The 25,448-nt window shown below is 74.2% G+C and carries 21 protein-coding genes, 1 pseudogene and 1 riboswitch; of the genes and pseudogenes, 10 read left to right on the plus strand and 12 right to left on the minus strand.

The window, feature by feature from the left end:
- Positions 1-136: 136 nt before the first annotated feature.
- Positions 137-1,087: a PPK2 family polyphosphate kinase gene (locus GA0070215_RS16605; protein WP_091047095.1), complete on the minus strand. Its 951-nt coding sequence runs from the start codon at positions 1,085-1,087 to the stop codon at positions 137-139.
- A 167-nt stretch (positions 1,088-1,254) separates the two neighbouring features.
- Here GA0070215_RS16605 and sigJ point away from each other — a divergent pair, with 167 nt between their 5' ends.
- Positions 1,255-2,208, plus strand: a complete 954-nt coding sequence (sigJ, locus tag GA0070215_RS16610; protein ID WP_091047099.1) for an RNA polymerase sigma factor SigJ — start codon at positions 1,255-1,257, stop codon at positions 2,206-2,208.
- 6 nt (positions 2,209-2,214) lie between these two features.
- Here the strand turns inward: sigJ and GA0070215_RS16615 are convergent, their stop codons facing one another.
- Positions 2,215-2,721, minus strand: coding sequence for a DUF402 domain-containing protein (locus tag GA0070215_RS16615; protein WP_018787981.1), 507 nt, complete (start codon positions 2,719-2,721; stop codon positions 2,215-2,217).
- A 124-nt stretch (positions 2,722-2,845) separates the two neighbouring features.
- On the opposite strand from GA0070215_RS16615, the gene GA0070215_RS16620 reads away from it, so the two are divergent.
- Entirely contained in the window at positions 2,846-4,990 is a 2,145-nt protein-coding gene (locus tag GA0070215_RS16620; protein WP_091047102.1) for an ATP-dependent DNA helicase, read from the plus strand.
- A gap of 51 nt (positions 4,991-5,041) precedes the next feature.
- On the opposite strand, the gene GA0070215_RS16625 is transcribed toward GA0070215_RS16620, so the two are convergent.
- Positions 5,042-6,316, minus strand: a complete 1,275-nt coding sequence (locus tag GA0070215_RS16625) for an AI-2E family transporter (protein ID WP_341844996.1) — start codon at positions 6,314-6,316, stop codon at positions 5,042-5,044.
- A gap of 172 nt (positions 6,317-6,488) precedes the next feature.
- Here GA0070215_RS16625 and GA0070215_RS16630 point away from each other — a divergent pair, with 172 nt between their 5' ends.
- Positions 6,489-6,836 (plus strand): GroES family chaperonin, encoded by a 348-nt coding sequence (locus GA0070215_RS16630; RefSeq protein ID WP_018787978.1) that lies wholly within the window; start codon positions 6,489-6,491, stop codon positions 6,834-6,836.
- Positions 6,837-6,913: 77 nt separating this feature from the next.
- A complete protein-coding gene (locus GA0070215_RS28470; protein WP_018787977.1) occupies positions 6,914-7,081 on the plus strand; it encodes a hypothetical protein in 168 nt (55 codons plus the stop codon).
- An 18-nt stretch (positions 7,082-7,099) separates the two neighbouring features.
- Here GA0070215_RS28470 and GA0070215_RS16635 read toward each other — a convergent pair whose 3' ends face one another.
- On the minus strand, positions 7,100-8,617 hold the full coding sequence (locus GA0070215_RS16635) for a PrsW family intramembrane metalloprotease (RefSeq protein ID WP_208600360.1): 1,518 nt from the start codon (positions 8,615-8,617) through the stop codon (positions 7,100-7,102).
- Between the two features lie 23 nt (positions 8,618-8,640).
- Positions 8,641-8,736, plus strand: a riboswitch (SAM riboswitch).
- Between GA0070215_RS16635 and GA0070215_RS16640 the strand changes: the two are divergent.
- Positions 8,707-9,163, plus strand: a pseudogene (locus tag GA0070215_RS16640) (aminotransferase class V-fold PLP-dependent enzyme); the annotation flags it as partial. Its footprint overlaps the riboswitch before it by 30 nt.
- 23 nt (positions 9,164-9,186) lie before the next feature.
- Here the strand turns inward: GA0070215_RS16640 and GA0070215_RS16645 are convergent.
- A complete protein-coding gene (locus GA0070215_RS16645) occupies positions 9,187-10,440 on the minus strand; it encodes an FUSC family protein (RefSeq protein WP_091047109.1) in 1,254 nt (417 codons plus the stop codon).
- A gap of 292 nt (positions 10,441-10,732) precedes the next feature.
- Here GA0070215_RS16645 and GA0070215_RS16650 point away from each other — a divergent pair, with 292 nt between their 5' ends.
- Positions 10,733-12,133, plus strand: coding sequence for an FAD-binding oxidoreductase (locus GA0070215_RS16650; protein ID WP_026268503.1), 1,401 nt, complete (start codon positions 10,733-10,735; stop codon positions 12,131-12,133).
- On the opposite strand, the gene GA0070215_RS16655 is transcribed toward GA0070215_RS16650, so the two are convergent.
- A complete protein-coding gene (locus tag GA0070215_RS16655; protein ID WP_091047115.1) occupies positions 12,130-12,627 on the minus strand; it encodes a hypothetical protein in 498 nt (165 codons plus the stop codon). The two genes, GA0070215_RS16650 and GA0070215_RS16655, sit on opposite strands and share 4 nt — an antisense overlap.
- A gap of 66 nt (positions 12,628-12,693) precedes the next feature.
- Positions 12,694-14,511 (minus strand): glycerol-3-phosphate dehydrogenase/oxidase, encoded by a 1,818-nt coding sequence (locus GA0070215_RS16660; protein WP_026268501.1) that lies wholly within the window; start codon positions 14,509-14,511, stop codon positions 12,694-12,696.
- A gap of 68 nt (positions 14,512-14,579) precedes the next feature.
- On the opposite strand from GA0070215_RS16660, the gene GA0070215_RS16665 reads away from it, so the two are divergent.
- The 3 genes from GA0070215_RS16665 to GA0070215_RS16675 all read left to right on the plus strand — a co-directional run bounded on the left by GA0070215_RS16665 (position 14,580) and on the right by GA0070215_RS16675 (position 18,272).
- The gene (locus GA0070215_RS16665) at positions 14,580-16,988 is read left to right on the plus strand and encodes a S8 family serine peptidase (protein ID WP_091047118.1); all 2,409 of its coding nucleotides are present in this window, start codon (positions 14,580-14,582) and stop codon (positions 16,986-16,988) included.
- A 43-nt stretch (positions 16,989-17,031) separates the two neighbouring features.
- A complete protein-coding gene (locus GA0070215_RS16670; protein ID WP_091047122.1) occupies positions 17,032-17,958 on the plus strand; it encodes a GNAT family N-acetyltransferase in 927 nt (308 codons plus the stop codon).
- A gap of 71 nt (positions 17,959-18,029) precedes the next feature.
- A complete protein-coding gene (locus GA0070215_RS16675) occupies positions 18,030-18,272 on the plus strand; it encodes a hypothetical protein (protein ID WP_018787969.1) in 243 nt (80 codons plus the stop codon).
- 71 nt (positions 18,273-18,343) lie between these two features.
- Here GA0070215_RS16675 and groL read toward each other — a convergent pair whose 3' ends face one another.
- The 3 genes from groL to GA0070215_RS16690 form a co-directional block, all read right to left on the minus strand.
- A complete protein-coding gene (gene groL, locus GA0070215_RS16680) occupies positions 18,344-19,966 on the minus strand; it encodes a chaperonin GroEL (protein ID WP_018787968.1) in 1,623 nt (540 codons plus the stop codon).
- Between the two features lie 274 nt (positions 19,967-20,240).
- Positions 20,241-21,548 (minus strand): hypothetical protein, encoded by a 1,308-nt coding sequence (locus tag GA0070215_RS16685; protein ID WP_091047126.1) that lies wholly within the window; start codon positions 21,546-21,548, stop codon positions 20,241-20,243.
- Between the two features lie 109 nt (positions 21,549-21,657).
- Entirely contained in the window at positions 21,658-21,861 is a 204-nt protein-coding gene (locus GA0070215_RS16690; RefSeq protein WP_018787966.1) for a cold-shock protein, read from the minus strand.
- A gap of 218 nt (positions 21,862-22,079) precedes the next feature.
- Between GA0070215_RS16690 and GA0070215_RS16695 the strand changes: the two genes are divergently transcribed.
- The gene (locus GA0070215_RS16695; RefSeq protein ID WP_091047130.1) at positions 22,080-22,595 is read left to right on the plus strand and encodes a GNAT family N-acetyltransferase; all 516 of its coding nucleotides are present in this window, start codon (positions 22,080-22,082) and stop codon (positions 22,593-22,595) included.
- A 61-nt stretch (positions 22,596-22,656) separates the two neighbouring features.
- Here the strand turns inward: GA0070215_RS16695 and paaN are convergent, their stop codons facing one another.
- On the minus strand, positions 22,657-24,330 hold the full coding sequence (gene paaN, locus GA0070215_RS16700) for a phenylacetic acid degradation protein PaaN (protein ID WP_208600361.1): 1,674 nt from the start codon (positions 24,328-24,330) through the stop codon (positions 22,657-22,659).
- A gap of 31 nt (positions 24,331-24,361) precedes the next feature.
- Positions 24,362-25,402 carry a GNAT family N-acetyltransferase gene (locus GA0070215_RS16705; RefSeq protein WP_091047140.1) on the minus strand — a complete coding sequence of 347 codons (1,041 nt, stop codon included), beginning with the start codon at positions 25,400-25,402 and terminating at the stop codon, positions 24,362-24,364.
- Positions 25,403-25,448 lie beyond the last annotated feature (46 nt).

Here is a 25,448-nt window from a genome sequence, read left to right on the forward strand (position 1 = left end):
CGTGTCGGTGGAAGGGTGGCCGTCGCCCCCGGGGGCGTCTGCTCTGCGCATGCTAGGGACCGCGCCGAAGCCACTGTCGATCGGCCCACCCCTGATCAGACCCCATTCACCGCCCGTTCACCTTCCGTTCACCTGATCATGGGCGACGCTGGCTCCGTAACCGGTCACGCTCCCGTTCGACGTCGAAATCGGCAGGCGGATACCCCAGATGCAACCCGTCGAACGTCTCCCGCAGCAGGTGGGCGACCGCCCAGTCGCGGTACCACTTGCGGTCCGCCGGCACCACGAACCACGGCGCGGCATCAGTGCCGCAACGCTCCAGAGCCTCGGCGTACGCGGCCTGGTACGCGCCCCAACGGGCCCGGGTGTCCAGATCGCTCGGGTTGTACTTCCAGAACTTCGTCGGGTCGGTGAGCCGCTCCATCAGCCGCTCGCCCTGCTCGGCGTGCGAGATGTGCAGCATGACCTTCACCACTGTGACCGCCTGCTCGGCCAGTTCCCGCTCGAAGTCGTTGATGACCGCGTACCGGGACCGCCAGGTCGCCTCGTCGACCAGCCCTTCCACCCGGGCGATGAGCACGTCCTCGTAGTGCGAGCGGTTGAACACGCCCACGTACCCGGGTGGCGGCAGCGCCCGGCGTACCCGCCAGAGGAAGTCGTGCCGCAACTCCTCCTCGGTCGGCGGCCCGAACGAGCGGATGTGCAGCCCGAGCGGGTTCATCGCGCCCGCCACCCGCTTGACCGTGCCGTCCTTGCCGCCGCAGTCCATCGCCTGGAGCACCAGCAGCACCCGCCGTGGACGGTCGCCGCCCAGCCCGGCGTCCGCCTGGGCCGGCGCGCTGGTGGCGCTGCCCGGCCCGGCGGCGCCCTGCGCCGCGGCGTACAGCATCTCCTGCTGCCGCCCGAGTTCCGCACCCATCAGCTCGACCTGGGTCCGCGCCCAGTCCTTGCGCGCCGGACCGTAACCGGCCGCCACCGGCAGCCCCGGCGTCGACCGGGGGTCGATCGCCTCCAGATCCACCGGCCCCGGCGCCACTCGCAGCAGTTCCCGCATAGGCCCACCGACGGGCCGCACCACCTCACTCATCCCCCGATCCTCACCCCCGGAGCCGTTCCCCGCCCGCCTCGTCCCGCCGATCTTGCGATTGCGGCCTCCGGTACGCCCGGAAAGCACCGTTTGCCGGGGCGGCAAGTGCAAGATCAACGAGGATGGGTGGGGTGCCGTGGTGAGGGGTGGGGCGGGAGAATGAGGGGGTGGACGAGCTTGCGGGGGAGTTCGAGGCGGCACGAGGGCGTCTCCTGGCTGTGGCGCAGCGGATGCTTGGTAGCCGCAGCGAGGCCGAGGACGCGGTGCAGGAGACCTGGCTGCGCTTCTCCGGCGCGCTGAGCGACCCCGAGCAGCGCGCCCGCGTGCGCGATCTGCGCGGCTGGCTCGTCACCACCTGCTCCCGGATCTGCCTCGACGTGCTCCGCTCCGCCCGGGTGCGCCGGGAGGCGTACCCCGGTCAGTGGCTCCCCGAACCGGTGGTGACAGCGGTGCCGGCGGCGGACGGGTTCGCGCCCGACCCGGCCGAGCGGGCGGTGCGGGCCGACCAGCTCGGCACCGCGCTGCTGGTGGTGCTGGAACGGCTGACGCCGGAGCAGCGGGTGGCGTTCGTCCTGCACGACGTGTTCGCGGTGCCGTTCTCCGACGTGGCGGACGTGCTCGCGGTGACGCCGGAGGCGGCGCGTCAGCTGGCCTCCCGGGCCCGCCGGGCGGTGCACGGGCCGGACGCGCCCCGGCACAGCGCCGACCTCGCCGAGCAGCGGCGGGTGCTCGCCGCGTTCGCCGCGGCGGTGGAGTCCGGCGAGCTGGAGCAGTTGGTCCGCGTACTCGCCCCGGGCGTCGTGTCGATCGGCGACGCCGGCGGTCACTTCCCGGCCGGAACCCGGCCGGTGGTCGGCACCGACTCGGTCGGCCGCCTGCTCCTCGCGCTGTACGGCCAGGCCCGGCAGCGGGGTGGCCTGCGCGGCCGGCCGGTGCTGGTGGACGGGACGCTGGGATGGCAGTCGGAGTTCCTCCACCGGGACGGGCGGACCATCCGGATGGTCACCTCGTTCGCGGTCCACGAGGGGCGGGTCACCGGTGTGTTCAACCAGCTCAACCCGGACAAGGTGAGCGACCTGCCGCCGCTGGGGCCGGACGCCGTCTGGCCGCCGCGCTGGTGAGCCGGCTCAGACCACCAGCGCCAGCCACTTCCGGTACGACGTGGCGAACGGTTCGGTGCCGTCGCCGAGCGCGCCGAGCAGCCAGCGGGACGCGGCCTCGGCCTCGGTGACCACGTCGTCCGGGTAGCCCCAGCGGGCCCGGTGCACGGCGAACTCGTCCTCGTCGCGCAGCTCGACCAGGCCGGTCTCGCGGCGGCGCACCACGTCCAGGTCGAGGTCGACCAGGTGGACGGTGTCCTCCCCCTCCCAGCGGGCCGGGGTGGCGATGTCGCAGTAGACCTCGCTGGTGCGCGGCGGCGGGTTGAACATGCCGGTCCACCACCCGTGGTGCGGCACCAGCAGGACGAACGGGATCTGCTCGACCGACGGGCGGCCGTGGTAGACGGACTCGGTACCGGCGGGCACGCCGAGCCAGACGCCGAGGTCGTCCTCGGCGAGCCGGCGGGCCGGGTAGTCGCGGTGGGCGCTGCCGTCGTACTTGCGGTAGATCACGCGGACCACGTCGCTCGGCATGCCTGGCACCCTAACCGATTCCGGCCACGCCACGCGATCGGGAGGTAACCGGACGCGACCCGCCGTCCCGCCACGCCGCCGGAGCGGCCGGACCACGGTCGGTGCCGGCGGGTACGGTCGCACGGTGACCCCGTCCCGTACCGCCACCGGCCCGGCCGTCCCGAAGAAGCGCCGCAGTGGCCGCGCCGGTGCGGGGGAGCTGCTGACCGCCGCTGTGGGCGCGGTTCCGGGCGGCGCGGCCCGGCCGGGTCAGCAGCAGATGGCCGAGGCGATCGAGCGCAGCATCGCCTCCGGCGAGCATCTTCTGGTGCAGGCCGGCACCGGCACCGGCAAGTCCCTGGCCTACCTCGCCCCGGCGCTGACCGTGGACGGCCCGGTGGTGGTCTCCACCGCCACGCTGGCGTTGCAGTCCCAGCTCGTCGAGCACGACCTGCCCCGGCTGGCCGACGCAGTCGAGCCGGTGCTGCGCCGCCGTCCCACCTTCGCGGTGCTGAAGGGGCGTCACCACTACCTCTGCCTGGCCCGGCTGGACAGCTCGGTCGAGGACGAGCCCGACGACGCCCTGTTCGACGCGCCGCGGTCCGGTGGCGGGGGCACCAAGTGGCTCGGCGAGGCGGGCCGCCTGGGCAAGCAGGTGCAGCGGCTGCGCGACTGGGCGGAGGAGACGGCCACCGGCGACCGGGACGAGCTGGACCCGGGCGTGGACGACCAGGTGTGGCGAAGCGTGTCCATGCCGGCCCGGGAGTGCGTCGGCGCGAGCCGCTGCCCGTTCGGGCAGGAGTGCTTCGCGGAGGCGTCCCGGGCCCGGGCCCGCGAGGCCGACATCGTGGTCACCAACCACAGCCTGCTCGCCGTCGACATGCTCGCCGGGCGGCACATCGTGCCGCCGCACAAGCTGCTCGTGGTGGACGAGGCGCACGAGCTGGCCGACCGGGTCTCCTCGGCCGCCCAGGCCGAGCTGGTGCCGGAGCTGATCGACAGGTCCACCCGGCGGGCCCGGCCGCTGCTGCGCCCGGACCTGGCCGAGCGGCTCACCGAGGCCGGTGACGCGCTGGCGGTGGGGCTGGCCGAGGCGCCCGCCGGGCGGCTCACCGCCGGTCTGCCGCCCGCGCTGCGCGAGGCGTGCACGCTCCTGGACTCGGCGACCCGGGCCGCGCTGGAGGCGATCGGCGACGTGAAGTCCGACGACCCCGATCCGGTACGCAAGCAGCAGGCCAAGGCGGTGCTGGACGAGTTGTCCGCCACCGCCCAGCGGCTGCTGGAGGAGGCCGACCACGACGTCGCGTGGGTCGAGAAGCCGGACAACGGCAGTCGCCGGGCGCTCGTCGTCGCGCCGCTGTCGGTGGCGGGCACGCTCGCCACCCACCTGTACGACGAGCGCACTGTGGTCGCCACCTCGGCGACGCTGGCGCTGGGCGGGCGCTTCGACACGGTGGCCCGGGCGCTGGGGTTGGACGCGCCGCCGCCCGCCCCGCCGTCCCCGGCCGCCGCCGCGCTCGCCACCGCTGCCGCCGCGGGCCGTTCCCCGGTCGCGCCGCCGGTGGCCGCCACCGAGGGCAGCCGGGCGTCGATCGGCACCGTCCCGGCGACCGAGGGGCCGGGCTGGAGTTCGCTCGACGTCGGCTCGCCGTTCGACTACGCCCGGCAGGGCATCCTGTACGTGGCAGCGCACCTGCCCCGCCCCAGCGTCTCCGGGCTGCCCGGACCGGCGGGTGAGGAACTGCTGGCGCTGGTCGAGGCGCTCGGTGGTCGTACCCTCGGGCTCTTCTCGTCGCGACGGGCCGCGCAGCAGGCGGCGGAGCTGGTCCGCGCGCGGACCGACCTGCCGGTGCTGCTCCAGGGCGAGGAGGCGCTGCCGCTGCTGGTGCGCCGGTTCCGCGAGGTGCGGGAGAGCTGCCTGTTCGGGGTGATGTCGCTCTGGCAGGGGGTGGACGTGCCGGGCGACGCCTGCCAGCTCGTGGTGATCGACAGGTTGCCGTTCCCCCGGCCGGACGAGCCGCTCGCCGCGGCGCGGGCGGCGGCGGTGGACGCCGGTGGCGGCTCGGGTTTCGCGGCGGTGAGCGTGCCGATCGCGGCGGTCCGGCTGGCCCAGGGCGTCGGCCGGCTGATCCGGGCCACCGGCGACCGGGGCGTGGTGGCGGTGCTCGACTCGCGGCTGGAGACGGCGCGCGGGTACGGCCCGTTCCTGCGGCGCTCGCTGCCGCCGTTCTGGTACACCACCCGCCCGGAGGTGGCCCGGGGCGCGCTGGAACGGCTCGCCAGGAGCTGACGCCCGCGCCTCCCCGGAGGGGTGACGCGGGCGTCGGCGGGTCGTGCCGGGTCAGGGCGCCTGGGAGGCGACCACCACCGCGTCCGGTGGGGTGTCCGGCACGGCTCGCGCGGCGAGGCGGCGCACCGCGGTGTTGAGTACGGCGATCAGCGGCACCGCGACCAGCGCGCCGGCGATGCCGGCGAGCACCACTCCGGCGGCGATGCCGATGATCACGGCGAGCGGGTGGATGGCCACCGCCCTGCCCATGATCAGCGGCTGGAGCACGTGTCCCTCGATCTGCTGCACGCCGACCACCGCGGCCAGGATGACCAGGGCGATGCCGGGGCCGCTGTCGACCAGCGCCACCAGCACGGCGACCACGCCGGACAGGAACGCGCCGACGATCGGGATGAACGCGCCGAGGAAGACCAGCGCGGCCAGCGGGAACGCGAACGGGATGTCGAACGCCACCAGGAAGATGCCGATGCCGACGGCGTCGATGAACGCGACCAGCACTGTGGCACGCACGTAGGCGCCGAGCGTCGCCCAGGACGCGCGCCCGGCGTCGTCGACCTTCCACCGCGCCGCGACCGGCAGCAGCCGGACGATGAACCGCCAGATCACGTTGCCGTCGCGGAGGAAGAAGAACGTGGCGAACAGCACCAGGACCGTGCCGGTGAGCACCTCGGCGAGCGTGGCGGCGGTGCTTATCGCACCGCTGGTGAACCGCTCGGTGTTGCCGTTGATCCAGTTCTGCGCCTCGTCGATGTAGCGGTCGAGCTGGCTGTCGGACAGGTGCAGCGGCCCGGTCTTGAACCAGTCCTGGATCTGCCGGACGCCCTCGGAGGACTTCTCGCTCAGCTCCGGTACGCCCTTGATGAACTCGTTCACCACGAGCGTGAGCGTGCCGACGACGGCGGCCAGGCCGCCGACCAGCACCACGGCGGTCGCCAGCGAGCGGGGCAGCCGGGCCCGCAGCAGCCAGCCGACCGCTGGGGCGAGCAGCGCGGAGAGCAGCAGCGCGACGGTCAGTGGGATGATCACGATGCTGATCGTGCCGACGATCTTGATCAGGGCCCAGGTCACGATGCCGATCACGATCAGGCGCCAGCACCACGCGGCGGCGATGCGCAGCGCGTGCGGCACCTCCGTGTCGTCCCGGCTCACGGTCGAGGAGTGCAACGCCGCCGGTGACGCCGCACCCGCGACCGTCGCCTCCGGCGCGGCGGGCGGCCCCGGCGCGGCGGGCGAGGCCACGCCCGCGTCCTCCACCTCCGCGGCGGCCCGCCGGGTCCGGGCCGTCTCCCGGCCCGACTCGTACGCGCGGCGGAGCCGCCCGCGCATCCGCTCGAAGCGGCTCAAGCGCACCTCCGGCAAATTCAGCCCCACCAGGTCGCAGGGGGCACAGGATACGTCCGTACGCCCCACCCTAGGGCGACTCGGCCACACATTGCCCTCCCGGCGCTCTCACCAACCACACCGGGATCGATCCGCGACCACGCGGTAGCGTCTTCGCGTGACCGCCGACCAGAGTCTCGACGCCGGCCTGCCGATCCGCCTGCTGCACGACCGCGTGCTGGTGCGTACCGAGGGTGCGGAGGGGGAACGCCGCTCCACCGCCGGCATCGTGATACCCGCGACGGCCGCCGTGGGCAAGCGGCTGGCCTGGGCCACGGCGGTCGGCGTCGGGCCGAACGTCCGCGCGGTCGTGGCCGGTGACCGGGTGCTGTTCGACCCGGACGACCGCTCCGAGGTCGAGTTGCACGGACGGGCGTACGTGCTGCTGCGCGAGCGCGACGTGCACGCCGTGGCGGCCGAGCGGGTGGAGACCACCGCGGCCGGCTCCACCGGTCTCTACCTTTAGCCCTCACCTGCGGCGCTGTTTGCGGCGCTGCCCGGCGGGAAGCCCAGGCACCTCAGCGCGCCCTGGGGAGGGACACCATGCCGGTAGTGATCAAGAAGATCCTCGCCTGGGGATTCCTCGCGTTCCTGATCTACTTCATGGCGTTCCGGCCGGACGGGGCGGCGCAGATGTTCAAGGGCATCGGCGGCGCGCTGATGGCCATCGCCCAGGGGCTCGGCGACTTCCTGACCGGCCTGATGAGCTGACCGGCGGGCCGGCCGGCCTCAGCGCCCGGGGTGCCAGGGCGCGCCCGGGCCGTAGCCGCCCGGACCGTAGCCGCCCGGACCGTAGCCGCCCAGACCGTGTCCGCCCGGACCGTAGCCGCCCTGGGGGAAGGCGGGCGGCTGGGCCAGCACCACCGGGATCGGCACCACCGGGTCGTCCGGCGCCTCCACCGGGCGCTGCGAACCGTCCGGGAACCGCAGGTGGTAACGCTGACCGTCCCAGACCCCGACCGGCGCCTGCGGGTCACGACCGACGAAGAACGACCGGTACGCGGTGATCGCGTCCAGCAGCTCCCGTTCCTCCCGTGCCGTCCGCTCCCGCTCCTCCGGCTTACGGTCCAGCCCTCGGCGCATCCCGTCCCGCAGCAGCGCCAGACGAGTCGCGGCGAACTGGTAGCCGCGCATCGCGCGTACCCCGCCGTCACCGGCGACCCGCCGCGCCCAGGTGCGCGCCGCGTGCCGCCGGCCCAGGCTGCCCAGCGCCGCCACCTCGGGCGGGGTGAGCCAGCCCGCGCGGACGTAGTCCGGCAGCGTGCGCTCGGTCAGCCGGCCCTCCCAGGCGCGCAGCCACACCGCCAGCCCGACCATCGCGAAGAAGATCGGCACCATCACGCCGATGTAGCCGTAGAGCACGATCACGGTCTCGCCGGTGGCCTGGGCCAGCGAGGGCAGCAGGTTCCAGGTGCCGTGCAGGATCATCGCCAGCAGCAGCCCGGCGAGCGGCGCGAGCACCCGTACGCGCCGGTCCGCGGTACGCGCGGCGACGCCCAGCCCGACGCCGGTCATCGAGGTGAACAGCGGGTGGGCGAAGCCGAACAGCAGGATCCGGACGATGAAGATCGCGATCACCTGCTGCGCGCCGGTGGCCGGTCCGTACTGCTCGACGCCGGTGCGGTAGCCGTAGCCGCCCAGGTAGAGGATGTTCTCCACCATCGCGAAGCCGACCGCGGAGAGCCCGCAGTAGACCAGGCCGTCGGTGATGCCGGAGAACTCCCGCCGCCGGAAGACAAGCACCAGGAGCGGGCCGGCCGCCTTGGTCAGCTCCTCGATGAACGGCGCGACGAGCACCGCGGTCAGCGCGGCGGGCAGCCCCCAGTCGTCGAACAGCCCGGCGGCCCCGGTGTTCACCAGCAGCGAGATCGCGGTGGAGACGAAGGCGCCCCAGGCGAAACAGAAGATCAGGTACTTCAGCGGCTCCGGCTCGTACCGGTCGAGCCAGAGGAAGCAGAAGACCAGCACCGGCACCGGCAGGATCGCCGCGATCACACCCACCAGCAGCGCTTCGGCGCCCAGGCTCTCGCCGAGCGTGAACACCATGAACAGCGCGCCGGCCGCGATCAGCAGCACCACACCGGCCAGCACCAGGAAGCGTCGCCAGCCGAGCCGGCGCAGCGGCATCCGGGGCGTCGGCGCCCCCGGCGGGGCGGCGGGCGCGTGCGGTGGCGGCGGGGCTGCGCCGGGCGGGGTGTCGGCCATGCGGTCAGCGTAGTCACCCACGACCCACTGGTCCGGTCGCATCGTGCGGGCTGTGCTCCCGAACAGGTCACGAGTGCCAGCGTCAAGCCCCGGCTTGCTGGCCGGCAACCCTCGTCGAGGTTCGCGGTGGGGTGCCCCGGGTGATACCGGAGGAGATCAACCTGGACCACGCCGCCAGCGCGCCGTGCGCGCGGGCCGCGGCCGACGCGGTGGCCGGGCTTCTTCCCTGGTACGCGAGCGTGCACCGCGGCGCGGGGCGCGCTGTCGCGCCGCTGCACACTGGCGTACGAGCGGGCCCGGCAGACGGTCGGCGACTTCCTCGGCGCCCGTCCCGGCGATCACGTGATCTTCACGCGGAACACCACCGACGCGCTGAACCTGCTGGCCCGGGCGCTGCCCGCCGGCACCACCGTGATCACGTTCGGCGGCGAGCACCACGCCAACCTGCTGCCCTGGCCGCGCGGCTCGGTACGGCTGCCGGTGCCGGACAGCCCGGCCGCAGCGGTCCGGTCCCTCGCGGCGGCGGCGAGTGCCTGCCGGTCGCCGGACCGCACTGACCCAGACCCACCTCCCGTAGCCCGAGCGACGCGAACAGAAGCGCGCGGGCGAGGTCAGCCGACGGGTGGGGCCGTGGGCGGGTGGGCGGCGGGGTTCCGGGCTGCGGGTTCGCCCTGGCGGTCATCACCGAACGCCTGCCGTACCAGCCGGTTCGCCTCCTCCTGCTCGATGCCGGAGGCCACCAGCAGGTCACTCGCCGTGGTACGCACCTGGGCGATCACGACGCTGCCGGAGAAGCCGACCCCCTCGGCGTACGCCCGCCCGGCCTCGCTCACCGCGCGCAGCGACCGTTCGCGGGCCTCCTGCGGCTCCTGCCCGGCGGCGAACTCCTGCCGGAGCAGGCGTACCGACTCGGCCAGGTGACCGATCGCGTCCGGCATCGGCTCGGGGGCCGGTTCGGAGTCCTCGATCATGGTGACCGCACGGCGGATCAGCGTGCCGCTGTTGCGCATGGCCCGGTCGATCGGGTCGGCCGCCTCGGCGTAGTGGGTCAGCTCGCTGCGCCGGTGCCAGCGTGCCGGGGAAAGCGTGCTCGTCTCCTTGGCACCCTCGATCGCCTCGGAGAGCGCCGCCAGCTCCTCCTTGTTCTCCCGCAGGCGGAACAGCGCCTGCTGGGCCGCGTCCCGGTCCCGGCTACGCACCGCGTCGGCGCAGGCGTCGAGCTGGCCGGCGAGCAGGTCCAGCGCGGGCCGGGCGGCCCGGTTGATCACCCGTAGCGGGTTGAGCGGCAGCAGGACGGCGGTGACCAGCAGCGCGATGCCGCCGCCGAGGAGCGCGTCGATGAAGCGGGGGAACTCCAGGTTCTCCGTGGACGGGCTGAGCGTCACGATCAGCACCCCGGTGGCCGCGGCCTGGATGACGATGGCGACGCTCGCCCCGGCGAAGATGCTCAGCAGGATGGCCGAGGTCACCACCAGCGCGAGCTGCCACGCGCCGGTGCCGACGAAATAGATGAGCGCGTCGCCTACGAGCACGCCGACCGCCACCCCGACGATCAGTTCGACGGTGCGCCGGAACCGCTGCCCGAGCGAGGCGGCGAGCGTGCCGACGGCGGAGATCGGGGCGAAGACCGGCTGCGGGTTCTTCAGCAACCGGTGCGCGACCAGGTACGCCAGGCCGGCGGCGAGCCCGGCCTGCACCGCCAGGCCGAACGCGGTACGGACCCGGTGCAGCCGGTCGTGCAGCGTCGCCTTTCCCCGGTGCCGCAGTTCCTCCATCGCGGAGGCGATCCGCTGCCCGTCGCAGTCCGCCAGCCCGCCGGACAGCTTGCCGCGACGCAGGAACTTCAGTCGTCCGTCCCGGGCCATGGCCGGTACTACCCGCACCGCCCCGGCTGAATCCCTCCGCCCGAACCGGAGTGGGGCGGACTGCACCCCTGGGACGACCTGACGGCACGGTGGCGGGGCACGGGCGGCGGGCGCGACCGACCCGGCGGGCGTCGACCGGGTCGGCGAGTTGCTGACCGCCGCCGGGCTCCGGGCCGCGACGGTGACCGGGGTACGCCGTCTGGTGCTGCTCACCGCCGGTCACGTGGTCGCGCCGGACGACCCGGACGGCGCGCTGCACGGCAACAGACGGTACGCCGGTAGCCTTCCCGGCATGGCCGCTCATCCCCTCCTCGACGACCTGCGGGCCGCGCTCGGCGACGCCGCCGTGCTGACCGACCCGGACCTGCTGGCCGGGCACGCGCGCGACGAGGCCGACCTGTGCGACTCGGGCACCCCGCTGGCGGTGGTACGCCCCCGCGACACCGACGAGGTGGTGGCTGTGGTCCGGGCGGCCGGGCGGCACGGCGTACCCGTGGTGCCGCAGGGCGCGCGGACCGGGCTGGCCGGCGCGGCGAACGCGGTCACCGGCGCCGTGGTGGTGAGCACGGTGGCGATGGACGCGGTGCGGGAAATCGACCCGGTCGGCCGGATCGCCGTGGTGCAGCCGGGCGTGGTGAACGCGGCGCTCGCCCGCGCGGTGAGGGAGCGGGGCCTGTGGTATCCGCCGGATCCCGGCTCCTGGGAGTCCTCCACCATCGGCGGCAACGTGGCCACCAACGCCGGCGGCATGTGCTGCGTGAAGTACGGCGTGACAAGCGAATACGTGCTGGGCCTGGAGGTGGTGCTCGCCTCCGGCGAGGTGCTGCGCACCGGGCGGCGTACCGCCAAGGGGGTCGCCGGGTACGATCTGACCCGCCTCTTCGTGGGCTCGGAGGGCACGCTCGGCGTGATCACCGAGGTGACCGTGGCGTTGCGCCCGGCCCCGGAGGAGTCACTGACCCTGGTCGCGGTCTTCCCCACGGTGGCGGCGGCCGGTGGCGCGGTCGCCGGGATCGCCGAGCGCGGCCTCACCCCGAGCCTGCTGGAGCTGCTCGACCGGACGCACCTGCGGGCGATCGAGGCGTACCGGCCGATGGGTCTGCGCACCGATGCCGAGGCGCTGCTGCTCGCGGCGGTGGACACCGGCGCCCGGGCCGCCGACGACCTGGCCCGGCTGTCCGAGGTGTGCATCGCGGCGGGCGCCGACGAGGTCTACGCGGCCACCGACGCGACCGAGGCAGCGGCGCTGCTCCAGGCGCGGCGGCTGGCCCATCCGGCGATGGAGCGGTTCGCGGCGGAGACGTTCCCGGGCGGCAACGGCGGCCTGGTCATCGACGACGTGGCGGTGCCGCGCGGCCGGCTGGCGGAACTGCTCGACGGGGTGGCCCGGATCGCGCAGGCGTGCCAGGTGCCGATCGGGGTGGTCGGTCACGCGGGCGACGGCAACATGCACCCGAACATCGTGGTCGACCGGGCCGACCCGGGGAGCCTGGCCCGGGGACGGCGGGCCTTCGACGAGATCATGCGGCTGGGGCTGGACCTGGGCGGCACCTGCACCGGGGAGCACGGCGTCGGGCTGCTCAAGCGGGACTGGCTGGCCCGCGAAATCGGCCCGGTGGGCGTACGCGTGCACCAGGCGATCAAGGCGGCGCTGGACCCGGCCGGGCTGCTCAACCCCGGCAAGATGTTCTAGCCCTTGTCCTCCGCGGGCGTGGCCTGGGTGACGAGCAGCAGCACGTCGTAGGCCACCTTCGGCTTCGGCTCGCCCGGGCAGTCCTGGATGGTGACGGTCAGCTCCGGCGGCACGAGCAGCGTCGACGTCAGCACGCCGATGCAGCCCTGCTTGTAACTGCGGGCCTCGTCGGTCTCCTTCGCCATCGCCGGGTCGGCGAGCATCCGTTGGAGCCGCTGGGTCTGCTCCGGGCTGAGCGTGCCGGTGGCGTCCACGCCGTCACCGGCGCAGTCGCGGCACTGCCAGCGGCCGGACGGGTCCACGTCGAGGCTGCGGACCGGGCCGTCGCCGAGCCGCTGCACCAGGGAGACGCGCCTGCCGTCCGGTGCCGGGCTCGCCGTGCCCGCCGCCTCGGGTGTGGTGGTGCCCTCGGCCGGGCCGAAGGAGCAGCCGGTCAGCGCCAGCAGGCCGACGACGCACAGGGCGGGGACACGCAACCAGGACGGGCGAACCACGCCCGGAAACCTACACTTCCGTAGGTAGCGCGCACCAGCGGCCGAGCGGCCCGGGTCGGGGATCGACTACCTGGGGGAGGCCGGAAGTTCGACGCCCGGCCCGTCGATGCCCCGGTCGGCCGCGAATCCGCGCACGTCGGGCGCGCCGAGCCGGGCCGCGTCGGCCGCGATGTCGTCCGGCATGAGCTGGGACTCCCGTTCGGCGAGCACCCGTGCCCGGTAGTGGGCGACCTCCCGGCCCCGGGTCGCCGCGTCCCAGCCGAGCACCGCGCCCATCAACTCCGCGGCGTGCTCCGCCGACTCCAGTCCGCGGTGGCTGGTCTCGATCGAGATCCGGGTACGCCGGGTGAGCACGTCCTCCAGGTGCAGCGCGCCCTCGGCGCGGGCGGCGTACGTCACCTCGGCGGCCAGGTATTCCGGCGCGCCCGCCAGCGGCGAGCCGAGCAGCGGATCGGCGTCGACCAGGGCGAGCAGGTCGAGCGTGAGGGTGCCGTAGCGCTCCAGCAGGTGCTCGACCACGCCGACCGCCACCCCGTGCCGGCGGGCCAGGTCGGCCCGGTCCCGCCACATGGCCGCGTAGCCGTCGGCGCCGAGCAGCGGCAGGTCGGCGGTACGCGAGGAGCGGACCCGGCCGAGCCGGTGCATCGCGCGGTCGACCACGTCGGAGGCCATCACCCGGTAGGTGGTGTACTTCCCGCCCGCGACCAGCAGCAGGCCGAGCATCGGCTCCACCACGGCGTGCTCGCGGGAGAGCTTGGAGGTGGAATCCGCCTCGCCGGCCAGCAGCGGGCGCAGCCCGGCGTAGACGCCCTCGATGTCAGCGGTGGTCAGCGGCCGGTCCAGCACGGCGTTCACCTGCGACAACAGGTAGTCGATGTCGCTCGCGGTGGCGGCCGGGTGGGACCTGTCGAGTTGCCAGTCCGTGTCGGTGGTGCCGATGATCCAGTGCCCGCCCCAGGGGATCACGAACAGCACGCTCGTCGCGGTACGCAGGATCAGGCCGGTCTCGCCGACGATGGCCGAGCGGGGCACCACCAGGTGCACCCCCTTGGAGGCCCGGACCCGCAGCTTCGGGCGCAGCCCGACGTCGTTGAGCATCCGCGACATGTCGTCGCTCCACACGCCGGTGGCGGCGATCACGGTGCGGGCGCGCACCTCGAACTCGGCGTCCGGCGAACCGGCGGGCGCCTCCAGGTCGCGGACCCGCACGCCGGTGACCTCCCGGGCCTGGCGGATCAGGCCGACCGCGCGGGCGCTCGTCACCACTGTCGCGCCGAGGCTCGCCGCGGTGCGGGCCAGCGTCACCACCAGGCGGGCGTCGTCGACCTGGCCGTCGTAGTAGCGGATCGCGCCGGCCAGCTTGTCCGGGCGGAGGCTGGGAAAGATCCGGCGGGTGCCCTCGCGGGTGAGATGCCGGTGCAGCGGCATGCCGCGCCCGCCGCCGAAGACCCCGGCGAACGCGTCGTACGCGGCCACGCCGAGGCCGTAGTAGGAGCGGCGGAAGAACCGCCGGGGCAGGTCGCGCGCGCCGCCCTCGGCGGGCAGCGGCACCAGGATCGGCACCGGCCGGACCAGGTGCGGCGCGAGCCGGGTGGCGAGCAGCCCGCGCTCGGTCAGCGCCTCGTGGACCAGGTGGAACTCCAGCTGCTCCAGGTAGCGCAGGCCGCCGTGGATCAGCTTGCTGGACCGGCTGGAGGTGCCGGCGGCGTAGTCGCGCGCCTCCACCAGGGCGACCTTCAGCCCTCGGGACGCGGCGTCGAGCGCGGCGCCCGCTCCGGTCACGCCACCGCCGATGACCAGCACGTCGAACCGCTCCGCCCGGAGCCGGCGCAGGTCGTCGGCGCGGCGCTCGGCGGAGAGCCGGCCGGCCGTGGATCGGGACACACTCGGGTCACGCACCAGTCCACGGTAACCGTCCCGGGCGCGCGGCGACACGGCCCGGCCGTACCGTGATGACCATGCCGACCGGTCCGCCGCCCGCCCCCGTACCGCCGCCACGCGGGACCGGTCCGTGGCCGGTGGTCGCGGCGGTGGCGACCGGGGTGTGGATCGTGCAGGTCACCGTGCCGGGCCAGCTCACCGGCTGGCTGGTCGACCAGGTGGCGCTGGTCGTCGGCGCGGACCGGCCGGTGGCGGGCTGGCCCGTGGTCGCGGTGGTCACCGTGCTGCTGGCCGGCGCTCCGGCGCTGGCGTTGGCGCTCGCGCCCCGCTCCCCCGCGTTGCGGGCGAGCGGCCGGGCCTGGACCGCCGCCGTGGTCGCGCTCGGCGTGACCACGCTGCTACGGACGGTGCCGCCGGTGCACCACGAGGCGTACCTGGCCGCGCTCGCGGTGACCGCCGCGGTGCTCGCGCTCGTCGCCGTCCGTCTCGGCCGCGTCCGGCCACCGGTCGTGGCGGGCGCGGTCGCAGCGGGCCGGTTCGGGCCGGTGTCGCTGCTGGCGATCGCGGCCGGCCTGGCCGTGCTGCTGCCCTGGGTCTGGGTGGGCGCGCTGGGCGGGGCGCTGGAGACGCTGCTCGCCGGCCTGGCCGCCGCCGCGCTGGGCGCGCTCGCCGGGGCGCTGCTCGGCGCCGGTTTCTGGGCCGCGTTCGGGCCGGATCCGGCCCGGCTGGTGCTCGTCGGCGGTCTGGTCGCGGGGGTGGCGTTGACGCCGCTCGCGGCCGGCGCCGGGCAGTCGGGCGTGCAGTTGCCGGCGCTGTTCCTGCTGCCGCCGCTCGGCTTCGTGCTGGCCGCGCTGGAGGCGGCGGCCCGCCACGCGGGCCGCCCGGCCGGGCCCGCGTCGGCGCGCCTGCTGGTCGGGCTCGCCCTGCTGGGGCCGCTCGCCTTCACCGACCCGGAGGAGATCAGCCTTCTGCTGTCCGCCACCCGCGACGTGCCGTTCTGGGTCGCGGTGGGCACCGGCGTGGCGTTCGCCGTCGCGGTCCTGCTGGCTGTCGGGTACGGCGTACTGCTCGCCCGGTCCCGCGCCCGCGCGCCCCGGCGCGGTCCGGCCGCGCTGTTCGCCGTCGCGCTGCTCGCCGCCGTCGCCGTGGTGTACGTCGTACCCGGCCGTCCGGGACTGCACGGCGAGCGGCTACTCGTGGTGCTGCGCGAGCAGGCCGACCTGACCGGCCTGCCGGCCGGGACGCCGGGCCGGGCCGGGCGGGACGCCCGGGCGACGGAGGTCTACCGGCGGCTGGTGGCGACCGCCGGCCGCACGCAGGGCGACCTGCGCCGCACGCTGACCGGGATGCGGCTGAATCCGACGCCGTACTACCTGGTGAACGCCATCGAGACGGACGGCGGGCCGGCGGTGCGGGCCTGGCTGTCCCGTCGTCCCGAGGTGGCCCGGGTGCTGGTCAGCCAGCGGGTGCGCCCGCTGCCCGCGCCCGCCCCGCAGGCGCGCGGCGACGCGCCGGCGCCGGCCGGGCCGGCCTGGAACGTCTCGCTGATCGGCGCGGACCGGGTCTGGTCCGAGCTGGGCGTCACCGGGTCCGGCGTGGTGGTGGGCAGCTCCGACTCCGGGGTGGACGGCCGGCACCCGGCGCTCACGGGCGGCTTCCGGGGCGGCGAGGACTCCTGGTACGACCCGTGGGAGGGCCGCCGCGCCCCGGCCGACCGGGGTGGACACGGCACGCACACGCTGGGCAGCGCGGTGGGCCGGGACGGGATCGGCGTGGCACCGGGTGCGAGCTGGGTCGGCTGCGTCAACCTGGACCGCAACATGGGCAACCCGGCCCGCTACCTCGACTGCCTCCAGTTCATGCTGGCCCCGTTCCCCGAGGGCGGGAACCCGCTCACCGACGGCCGTCCCTCGCGCGCCCCGGACGTGCTCACCAACTCGTGGGGCTGCCCGCCGGTGGAGGGATGCGACCCGGGGGCGCTGCGGCCGGCGACCGCCGCGCTGACCGCGGCCGGCATCCTGGTGGTGGCCGCGGCCGGGAACACCGGTCCGTCGTGCGGCTCGATCGCGGACCCGCCCGCGCCGTACCCGGACGTGCTTACCGTCGGGGCGGTGGACCGGCAGCGGCGGGTCACCCGGTTCTCCAGCCGCGGCCCGGCGCCGGACGGCCGGGCCAAGCCGGACCTGGTCGCCCCGGGCGCCGCGGTGCGGTCCGCGATGCCGGGCGGCGGGTACGCCACCCTGGACGGCACCTCGATGGCGACACCGCAGGTCGCGGGCGTGGTGGCGCTGATGTGGTCGGCGAATCCGGCGCTGGTCGGGGAGCTGGAGCGGACCCGGTCGATCCTGCGTGAGACGGCGCAGCCGGTCACGCCACCCGGCGGGGCGGACGCCTGCGGTGGACCGCAGGACGTCTCCGGCGCCGGGCTGGTGGACGCGTACGCGGCGGTGCGCGCGGCCCGGGCGGCGGCGACCGGTTAACAACCCTGTCCATTGGTCCGCCGATGCCCTAGGGTCGGCGTCCATGGACGTGGAGATCATCGAGCTGGGCCGGGACCGGCTACCCGAGGTGGTCGAGCTGTGCCGGCTGTCGTTCGACCTGCCGGAGGACGCGGCCGAGGCGTCGGATGTGGTGGTCACCGTGTCGGAGCGGGCCGCAGCGGACCGTCCGGTGCTGCGCCTCGGCGCGGTACGCGACGGCGCGCTGGTGGGCGTACTCGTCGGGTCGCTGTCGGCGGCCGATCCGCGGCTCGGCCACGTCGACCTGGTCGCGGTGGCGCCGACGGAACGCCGCCAGGGCGTTGGCGGGGCGCTGCTGACCGAGGCGGAGAGCCGGCTCGGCGCGCTCGGCGCGGCCGAGGTGCTGCTCGCCGGCAACCCGCCGCACTACGCCTGGCCGGGTATCGACGTGCGCTACACCCCGGCGGTCTGCGCCGCGCAGCGGCTCGGCTACCGGCAGGACCGTACCGCCTGGAACATGACCGCCGAGCTGACCGAGGGGTCGTCGGCGCTGCGCTCCACCGGGTCCGCCGAGCAGCGGCTGGCCGGGCGGGGCGTGACGGTACGCCGGGCCGACTCCGACGACCTGCCGGCGCTCGCCGCGTTCGCCCGGTCCACGTTCGGCGGCACCTGGGACGGTGAGCTGGCCGGTTCGGTGGGGCGGCCGGACGCGGGTGTGCACCTCGCCGAGCGGGACGGCGAGATCCTCGGGTTCGCCGCGTACGGGTCGGCGCGGCCGAGCTGGTTCGGGCCGATGGGCACCGCTCCGGCGGCGGAGGGCTCCGGGATCGGTGGCGTGCTGCTGCGCCGCTGCCTGCGCGACCAGGCGGCCGCCGGGATCGCCGCGGCGCAGATCGGCTGGGTGGGGCCGGTGCCGTTCTACTCGAACGCGGCCGGCGCCCGGATCGAACGGGTGTTCTTCCTCTACCGGAAAGCCATCAAAGGGTCATAGGCGTCAATAGCGCCATTCGACCTCCTTCGCCATCGACCGGGCTCTACGGTCGATGGCGAAGGAGGCGGTGCATGACCACGAATGACGAACGGGCCGAGGATCCGGCGGCAGCCCGGCGCCCGGCCGACGAGCTTCCCGGCCAGCTCCCGTTCGACCGGCTCGACGTCGGCGACGCCGAGCAGCTCGCCGAGCTGGCCGATGGCGACGGGCCACCGGTCGAGGAGCCACGGCAGCCCGTGGACGAGCCGAGGCGGCTGCCACCGCCGTACGACCGGGCACACAAGCGGCGCAACCAGCGCCCGCTGCCCACCTGAGCCGGACACACGGAAAGGGGGCGGACCGCTGACGCGGCCCGCCCCCTTCGGCGTACTGGGTGGAGCTGGACTCAGAAGTCCATCTCCCCGCCACCCGGACCGGCCGGGGCGGCCGGGGTCTTCTCCGGCTTGTCCGCCACGACGGCCTCGGTGGTGAGGAACAGCGCGGCGATCGAGGCGGCGTTCTGCAGCGCGGAACGGGTCACCTTGGCCGGGTCGATGATGCCCGCGGCCAGCAGGTCCACGTACTCGCCGGTCGCGGCGTTGAGGCCGTGACCCGGGTCGAGGTTGCGGACCCGCTCGACGACGACGCCACCCTCCATGCCGGCGTTGACGGCGATCTGCCGCAGCGGGGCGTCCAGCGCGATCTTGACGATCTGCGCGCCGGTCGCCTCGTCGCCGGCCAGGTCCAGCTTGTCGAAGGCGGTCTTGCCGGCCTGCACCAGCGCGACGCCACCACCCGGGACGATGCCCTCCTCGACGGCGGCCTTCGCGTTGCGGACGGCGTCCTCGATGCGGTGCTTGCGCTCCTTCAGCTCGACCTCGGTGGCCGCGCCGACCTTGATCACCGCAACACCGCCGGCCAGCTTGGCCAGACGCTCCTGCAGCTTCTCCCGGTCGTAGTCGGAGTCGCTCTTGTCGATCTCGGCCCGGATCTGGTTCACCCGGCCCTGGATCTGCTCGGCGTCGCCGGCACCGTCGACGATGGTGGTCTCGTCCTTGGTCACCACGACCTTGCGGGCGCGGCCCAGCATCTCGAGGCCGGTCGCGTCCAGCTTGAGACCGACCTCCTCGCTGATGACCTGGCCACCGGTGAGGATGGCGATGTCGGTCAGCATGGCCTTGCGGCGGTCACCGAAGCCCGGAGCCTTGACGGCGACCGACTTGAAGGTGCCACGGACCTTGTTGACCACCAGGGTGGCCAGGGCCTCGCCCTCCAGGTCCTCGGCGATGATCAGCAGCGGCTTGCCCGACTGCATGACCTTCTCCAGGATCGGGAGCAGGTCCTTCACCGACGAGATCTTGCTGTTGACGATCAGGATGTACGGGTCGTCGAAGACGGCCTCCATACGCTCCGGGTCGGTCATGAAGTAGGCGGAGATGTAGCCCTTGTCGAAGCGCATGCCCTCGGTGAGCTCGAGCTCCAGACCGAAGGTGTTGCTCTCCTCGACGGTGATGACACCTTCCTTGCCCACCTTGTCCATCGCCTCGGCGATGATCTCGCCGACGCTGGGGTCGGCGGCGGAGATGGAGGCGGTGGAGGCGATCTGCTCCTTGGTCTCCACGTCCTTGGCGAGCTTGAGCAGCTCCTCCGAGACGTTGGCGACGGCGGCCTCGATGCCCCGCTTCAGGGCCATCGGGTTGGCGCCGGCGGCCACGTTGCGCAGACCCTCACGAACCAGGGCCTGGGCCAGGACGGTCGCCGTCGTCGTGCCGTCACCGGCGACGTCGTCGGTCTTCTTCGCGACCTCCTTGACCAGCTCGGCGCCGATCTTCTCGTACGGGTCCTCGAGCTCGATCTCCTTGGCGATGCTCACACCATCGTTGGTGATGGTGGGGGCACCCCACTTCTTCTCGAGCACGACGTTGCGGCCCTTGGGGCCGAGGGTCACCTTCACGGCGTCGGCGAGCTGGTTCATGCCCCGCTCGAGGCCGCGGCGCGCCTCTTCGTCGAACGCGATCATCTTGGCCATACGGCGTTGTCCTCCTGGACACTCACGGGCCACCCGGATGCCCGGATGGGCCGTCTGGTGTACGCACCTTGGGGACGTCGCCACCTGGCGACGACGACGTCTCCTCGGTCGGGCCGGACAGCCCGCGACGACCGGCCTCGTACCGCCCCGACGTCCCTTCGGACACCGGCGCGACCGTGGCCCTACCGCCCCGACCTTCTGGCACTCACCGTACGCGAGTGCCAATGACTTGTTTAGCACTCTCCCTAGCCGAGTGCAAGCACGACAGCCCCGCTCAGCCGAGTTCCGCCGCCAGCCGGGCCGCGTTCACCGGGCCTTCCTGAGCCCGCTGCTCGGCGTACGTGACGACCAGCCCGACCTGCTGCGCCAGGTAGGCCGGGGCGGCCAGCAGGGCGCCGAACACGGCGAACGCCACGGCGCCGATCGCGGTACCGACGGCCTTCATCGGCTCGACGCCGAACACCGCCCCGCTGATGCCGCCCACTACCGCGTCCAGCACCGTCGCCGCGAACAGGACCGCCATCACCAGCGCGACCCGGCCCAGCACCATGCCGAACCGGCTGTGGAACATCCGCCACGCCCGCCCGACCGGCTCCCGACGCTCGAACAGGTAGACCGGACCGAACAGGGCCAGCGCGAACGCGGCGTAGAGGCCGGGCAGCAGGCAGAAACAGGCGCCGAGCATGACCAGCAGCGAGACCAGCAGCGTCCAACCCCACAGGCCGAGGGCACGGCGCAGCCCGTACCGGAAGGCGGCGCCGAGCCCGGTCGGCTCGCCGGCCGCCTGGCGGGTGACCACCCAGGTGCCGGCGGCCCAGCCCACCGCCTGGAGCAGGCCGAAGATCAGCCCGGCGGACAGCAGCACGCCGTAGAAGGCGAACATCTGCCCCCAGAAGCCGTCCGGCAGCACCGGCGCGCCGTCCGGGGCGGTCGCCAGCTCGCCCTCGGGGCTGAAGACGAGCGTGAGGACGCCGATCACCACCCCCGGGACGACCTGCGTGAGCAGCACGATCGGCAGCAGTTGCCGCCAGCCGCGCCGCAGCGCGGCGGTGCAGCGGGCGAACCAGGGACCGATGCCCGCGTGCGGCGGGTTGACGAGCGGATCCTGCGGGTCGATGCCGGGGAACCAGCCCGCGTACGCCCCGGGCCCGGCCGGCACCGGGTAGCCCGCGCCGGGCATCGGGTAGGCCGCGCCGGGCATCGGATGGCCCGGGTACGCGGGACCGTTCCAGCCCTGCGGCGGAGTGCCGGGCGCGTCCCAACCCTGCGGCGGAGTGCCCGGCGCGCTCCAACCCTGTGAGGTGGGTCCGGGTGGCGCGTCACCCGGAGCGGTCCATCCGGGCGGGGTGGCCGGGTTCGGGGCGCCGGGCTGCGGGTTGTCGTACTCCGGAACGATCGGCACGGGGCCGGTATGACCGGCCCACGGGTCGGCGCCGGACGCGCCGGCGGCGGGCGTGACTCCTCCGGTGGTCCCCGACTGTCCCGGTGCCGGCCCGGCGGCGGGCGGCGGGGGTGCGGTCGGGTCGGCCGGAGGGCCGGACGCCGCCGGCTCGGTGGAACCCGACGGGGGCAGATCGGACATGGGCCCTCCTCAGCGACGACGGCTGGAACGGCTCATGATCTTCCATGGTGGTCGACCGCGACGCAGCCCCGGTCCGGGGTCCGGTCACGGGAGCGCCGCCCGCCGCGGATCAGGCGATGAGGCGGACCCGCTCGGCCTGCGGGCCCTTCTGCCCCTGCGCGATCTCGAACTCGACGCGCTGGCCGTCGTCGAGCGCCTTGTAGCCGTCCATCTCGATCGCGGAGAAGTGGACGAAGACGTCCTGCCCGCCGTCGACGGCGATGAAGCCGTAGCCCTTTTCGGCGTTGAACCACTTCACGGTGCCCTGTGCCACGGTGCACTTCCTCACTCTGCGCGGCGTTCCAACACCCGGGAACCGGCGGACCGGCACCGGCGGCGCACCGGTCCAGCGATCGGTGATGCTGAATTCGGTGACCGAAATCGCACGCTACACGAGGCGTGACGACGGCGCACGACCCCAAATCGGGCATATTTCGGGCCGTGGCCGGGCCTGTCGCACACCCGCGCCGGGCCGTCCGGTATGCATGCGGCATGACCAGCGTGAGCACCACGACCAACGTCCGCCGGGTCCGGCCCGAGGACGCCGCCCGGATGCGGGCGCTCCGGCTGGAGATGCTGGCCGACTCCCCGCTGGCGTTCCTGGAGACAGTGGCCGAGGCCGCCGCCCGGCCCCACACGGAGGTCGCGGCCCGGGTCGCGGCCGTCTCCCGGGGCGACCACACCGCGCAGTTCGTGGCCGATCCGGGCGGGCGCCTGGTCGGCCACGCCGGCGGCGTCGCCGCGCCGGACGAGCCGGGCCTGACGCTCGTCTACGCGGTCTACGTGACGCCGGCCCGGCGGGGCAGCGGCCTGCTGGCGGCGCTCGTCGACGAGGTGGCGGCCTGGTCGCGCGCCTGTGGACGGCCCGAGCTGATGATGGAGGTGGTGGTCGGCAACGACCGCGCCTACCGGGCCTATCAGAAGTTGGGCTTCGTGGACACCGGGGTACGGGTGCCGCACCCCCGGATCACCGGCCTGCACGAACTCCAGATGCGCCGGCCGGCCTGAGCGCGCGCGTTAACAAGGGGCCCCTCCTCTACCGGAGGCGTTAAGAAGGGGCCCCTCCTTCTCAGACGTGCCGGCGGCTCTGCACGATGCGGAACCGGTTGGCCACGTACGCGCCGTCGGTCAGCGCCGAGTTGGCCGCCGCGTTCGCGCCCGAGCCGTGGAAGTCGGAGAACGCCGCCGACTGGTTGACGAACACCCCGCCGGTCAGGTTGCAGGACAGGTGCACCCCGGCATCGATCGCCGCCGCCTCGGCCGCGTCCAGCACCGCCTCGTCGGTGGAGTAGACGCCCGCGGTCAGCGCGCCCTTCTCCCCCACCGTCTCGCGCAGGATGCGCAGGCTGTGCTCGGTGGAGTCGGTGGCGATGGCGAACGAGATCGGCCCGAACCACTCCCGCGAGTAGGTGGCGGTGTCGGAGGCGTCCAGCTTCACCACGGTCGGCGTTCGCACCACCGCGCCGGGGAAGGACGGGTGCTCGACGGTGCGCGACTCCAGCACCGGCTCGCCGACCTTGGTGACCTCCGCCAGCCGCTCCAGCACGCCGTCGTTGACGATCGCGCCGGTCAGCTCGACCCCCCGGGCCGGGTCGGCGGTCAGCTTGGCGACCGCGGCGGCGATCCCGGCCGCGACGTCGTCGAAGCTCTTGTGACCCTGGTCGGTATCGATCCCGTCGCGCGGGATAAGCAGGTTCTGCGAGGTGGTGCACATCTGGCCGCTGTACAGCGTCAGCGTGAAGCCGAGGTTGCGGCAGAGCCCGGCGAAGTCGTCGGTGGAGTCGATCACCACCGTGTTCAGGCCGGCCTTCTCGGTGTAGACGGCGGCCTGCCGGGCGTTCGCCTCCAGCCAGTCGCCGTACTCGGTGGAACCGGTGAAGTCGACGATCTTCACGGCCGGGTGCAGGGCCAGCGTGGTGGCGAGCTTCTCGCCGTCCGTCTCGGGGGCGAGCTGCACCAGGTTCGGGTCGAAGCCGGCCTCGGCGAGCACCTGGCGGGCGTACCTGACGGTGATCGCCAGCGGCAGCACGGCGCGCGGGTGCGGCTTCACGACCACCGGGTTGCCGGTGGCCAGCGAGGCGAACAGACCGGGGTACGAGTTCCAGGTCGGGAACGTGTTGCAGCCGATGACAAGCGCGACCCCGCGCGGCACCACGTGGAACGTCTTGACCATCCGCAGCGGGTCGCCCTTGCCGGCGGCCTTCTCCCAGCCGGCGGTCCCCGGGTGGCGGGTCATCTCGGCGTACGCGTAGGCGACCGCCTCCAGCGCCCGGTCCAGCGCGTGCGCGCCACCGGCCTGGAACGCCATCACGAACGCCTGGCCGCTGGTGAACTGCACCGCGTTCGCCAGCTCGAAGATGTTCTTGTGCAGCCGGTCCAGGATCTCCAGGCAGACACCGGCCCGGGCCGGTGGGCCCGCGTCGCGCCAGGCGGGCAGCGCGGCGCTCGCGGCGGACACCAGCTGGTCGGCGCCGGCGTGCGGGTAGCGCACGTCCAGCGCCACCCCGAACGGGCTGACCTCGGTGGCCACGCCGGTGCCGTCACCGGCCTGGTCGAGCGGGAAGTCCCCGCCCAGGTACGCCTCGAAGGCGGCCTTGCCGTCGGCGGCGGCGGTCTCGCCGTACACCCGGGGGCTGGGCGACTCGGGGTAGGCCGACCAGTACCCGCGCTCCGCGATGGCGGTCAGCGCCCGGTCGAGGGTCTCGCGGTGCCTGTCGTACAGGGGGTGCGGGGTCTCCGTCATGCCCGCCATCATGCAACAGAAAGGCACCAGATCAGTAGGGGCGTGTCACAACTCGGATGGTCGACTGCCAGTCGATCGAGCCGGCGGCCGGGCGGAAGCCGAGCCGTTCGTTGATCGCGATCATGTGCCGGTTCACGGCTGCGTTCCAGGTGTCGACGGCCCGCAACGCCGGTTCGTGCGCCAACGCGTACGCCAGGTTCCCGGCCTTGCAGAGCAGGCCGAGCCGGTGGCCGCGGTGGGCGGGGTCGACGAGGGTGATCTCCTGCCAGGCATGGTCGGTGCTGCTCGCGTCCAGGCCGAGCTGGGTCCATCCGACCAGCCGGCCGGTCGCCTCGTGCACCACCCCGGTGTTGTAGCGGCGTACGCCCCGGGCATCGAGCGCCCGCTCCGCGTCCCGCACCCGCGCCGCGTCCATCTGCTCCGGCTCCCAGCCCAGCTCGCCCATCGGCGCGTCGAGCAGCAGCCGGCCCTCCAGGTAGGCGACGTCCGCGACGTACTCCTCGGGCGTGTGGTCGCGCCACCGCACCGGCCGGTAGCCGGTCGCCGCGGCGCGGGCCCCGGCGAGTAACGCGGCGAGCCGGTCGCGGTCGAGCCCGGCCACGTCGAGGCGGCGGCGGACGTCGGCAAGCGCCGGCCTGGCGCCCATGGCGGCGGCGAACGCGGCACCGGGGAAGATCCGCCCCTCCTCGCCGGGCAGCGCGGCGACGGTGGCGCCGACGAGGCGTTCGCCGCCGTGCTCCCGCAGCAGCCGGACGCCGTGTTCGTGCAGCGTGCGCCCGATGCCCTGCCGCCGGTACGCCGGGTCGACAGTGAGTTCGACGCTGGCGTTCTCGGTGTTGTCGATCGTGTGCAGGTAGAGCCGGAGCCACCCGGCGGGCGTCCCGGCGAGGCGGGCCACCAGCCAGCGCGTGTCGATGCCGGGCATCGGGTGCCACAGCGGCGCCTCGAACCGCCGCCGGCAGGGGTCGGGCAGGTCCGGCTCGTCGACGGCTCGTGCCGCACAGGCGATCCGGTACACCGCGTCGAGCGTCTGCCGGTCGGCGGGATCCAGCGGCGTCACGGTGAGCGTCATGTCACCGAGGGTGCGCCGGACACAGCGAAGAGGCCAGCGGATTTCC

The organism is Micromonospora marina (assembly GCF_900091565.1).
Lineage (GTDB): Bacteria > Actinomycetota > Actinomycetes > Mycobacteriales > Micromonosporaceae > Micromonospora > Micromonospora marina.

What these genes read in the sequence shown, in the direction of transcription:
- GA0070215_RS16605 (WP_091047095.1), bottom strand. Translation starts at nt 1,087, where the DNA reads ATGAGTGAGGTGGTGCGGCCCGTCGGTGGGCCTATGCGGGAACTGCTG.
- GA0070215_RS16615 (WP_018787981.1), bottom strand. Translation starts at nt 2,721, where the DNA reads ATGCCGAGCGACGTGGTCCGCGTGATCTACCGCAAGTACGACGGCAGC.
- GA0070215_RS16625 (WP_341844996.1), bottom strand. Translation starts at nt 6,316, where the DNA reads ATGCGCGGGCGGCTCCGCCGCGCGTACGAGTCGGGCCGGGAGACGGCC.
- GA0070215_RS28470 (WP_018787977.1), top strand. Translation starts at nt 6,914, where the DNA reads ATGCCGGTAGTGATCAAGAAGATCCTCGCCTGGGGATTCCTCGCGTTC.
- GA0070215_RS16635 (WP_208600360.1), bottom strand. Translation starts at nt 8,617, where the DNA reads ATGCGACCGGACCAGTGGGTCGTGGGTGACTACGCTGACCGCATGGCC.
- GA0070215_RS16645 (WP_091047109.1), bottom strand. Translation starts at nt 10,440, where the DNA reads ATGGCCCGGGACGGACGACTGAAGTTCCTGCGTCGCGGCAAGCTGTCC.
- GA0070215_RS16650 (WP_026268503.1), top strand. Translation starts at nt 10,733, where the DNA reads ATGGCCGCTCATCCCCTCCTCGACGACCTGCGGGCCGCGCTCGGCGAC.
- GA0070215_RS16665 (WP_091047118.1), top strand. Translation starts at nt 14,580, where the DNA reads ATGACCATGCCGACCGGTCCGCCGCCCGCCCCCGTACCGCCGCCACGC.
- GA0070215_RS16670 (WP_091047122.1), top strand. Translation starts at nt 17,032, where the DNA reads ATGGACGTGGAGATCATCGAGCTGGGCCGGGACCGGCTACCCGAGGTG.
- GA0070215_RS16675 (WP_018787969.1), top strand. Translation starts at nt 18,030, where the DNA reads ATGACCACGAATGACGAACGGGCCGAGGATCCGGCGGCAGCCCGGCGC.
- groL (WP_018787968.1), bottom strand. Translation starts at nt 19,966, where the DNA reads ATGGCCAAGATGATCGCGTTCGACGAAGAGGCGCGCCGCGGCCTCGAG.
- GA0070215_RS16685 (WP_091047126.1), bottom strand. Translation starts at nt 21,548, where the DNA reads ATGTCCGATCTGCCCCCGTCGGGTTCCACCGAGCCGGCGGCGTCCGGC.
- GA0070215_RS16695 (WP_091047130.1), top strand. Translation starts at nt 22,080, where the DNA reads ATGACCAGCGTGAGCACCACGACCAACGTCCGCCGGGTCCGGCCCGAG.
- paaN (WP_208600361.1), bottom strand. Translation starts at nt 24,330, where the DNA reads ATGACGGAGACCCCGCACCCCCTGTACGACAGGCACCGCGAGACCCTC.
- GA0070215_RS16705 (WP_091047140.1), bottom strand. Translation starts at nt 25,402, where the DNA reads ATGACGCTCACCGTGACGCCGCTGGATCCCGCCGACCGGCAGACGCTC.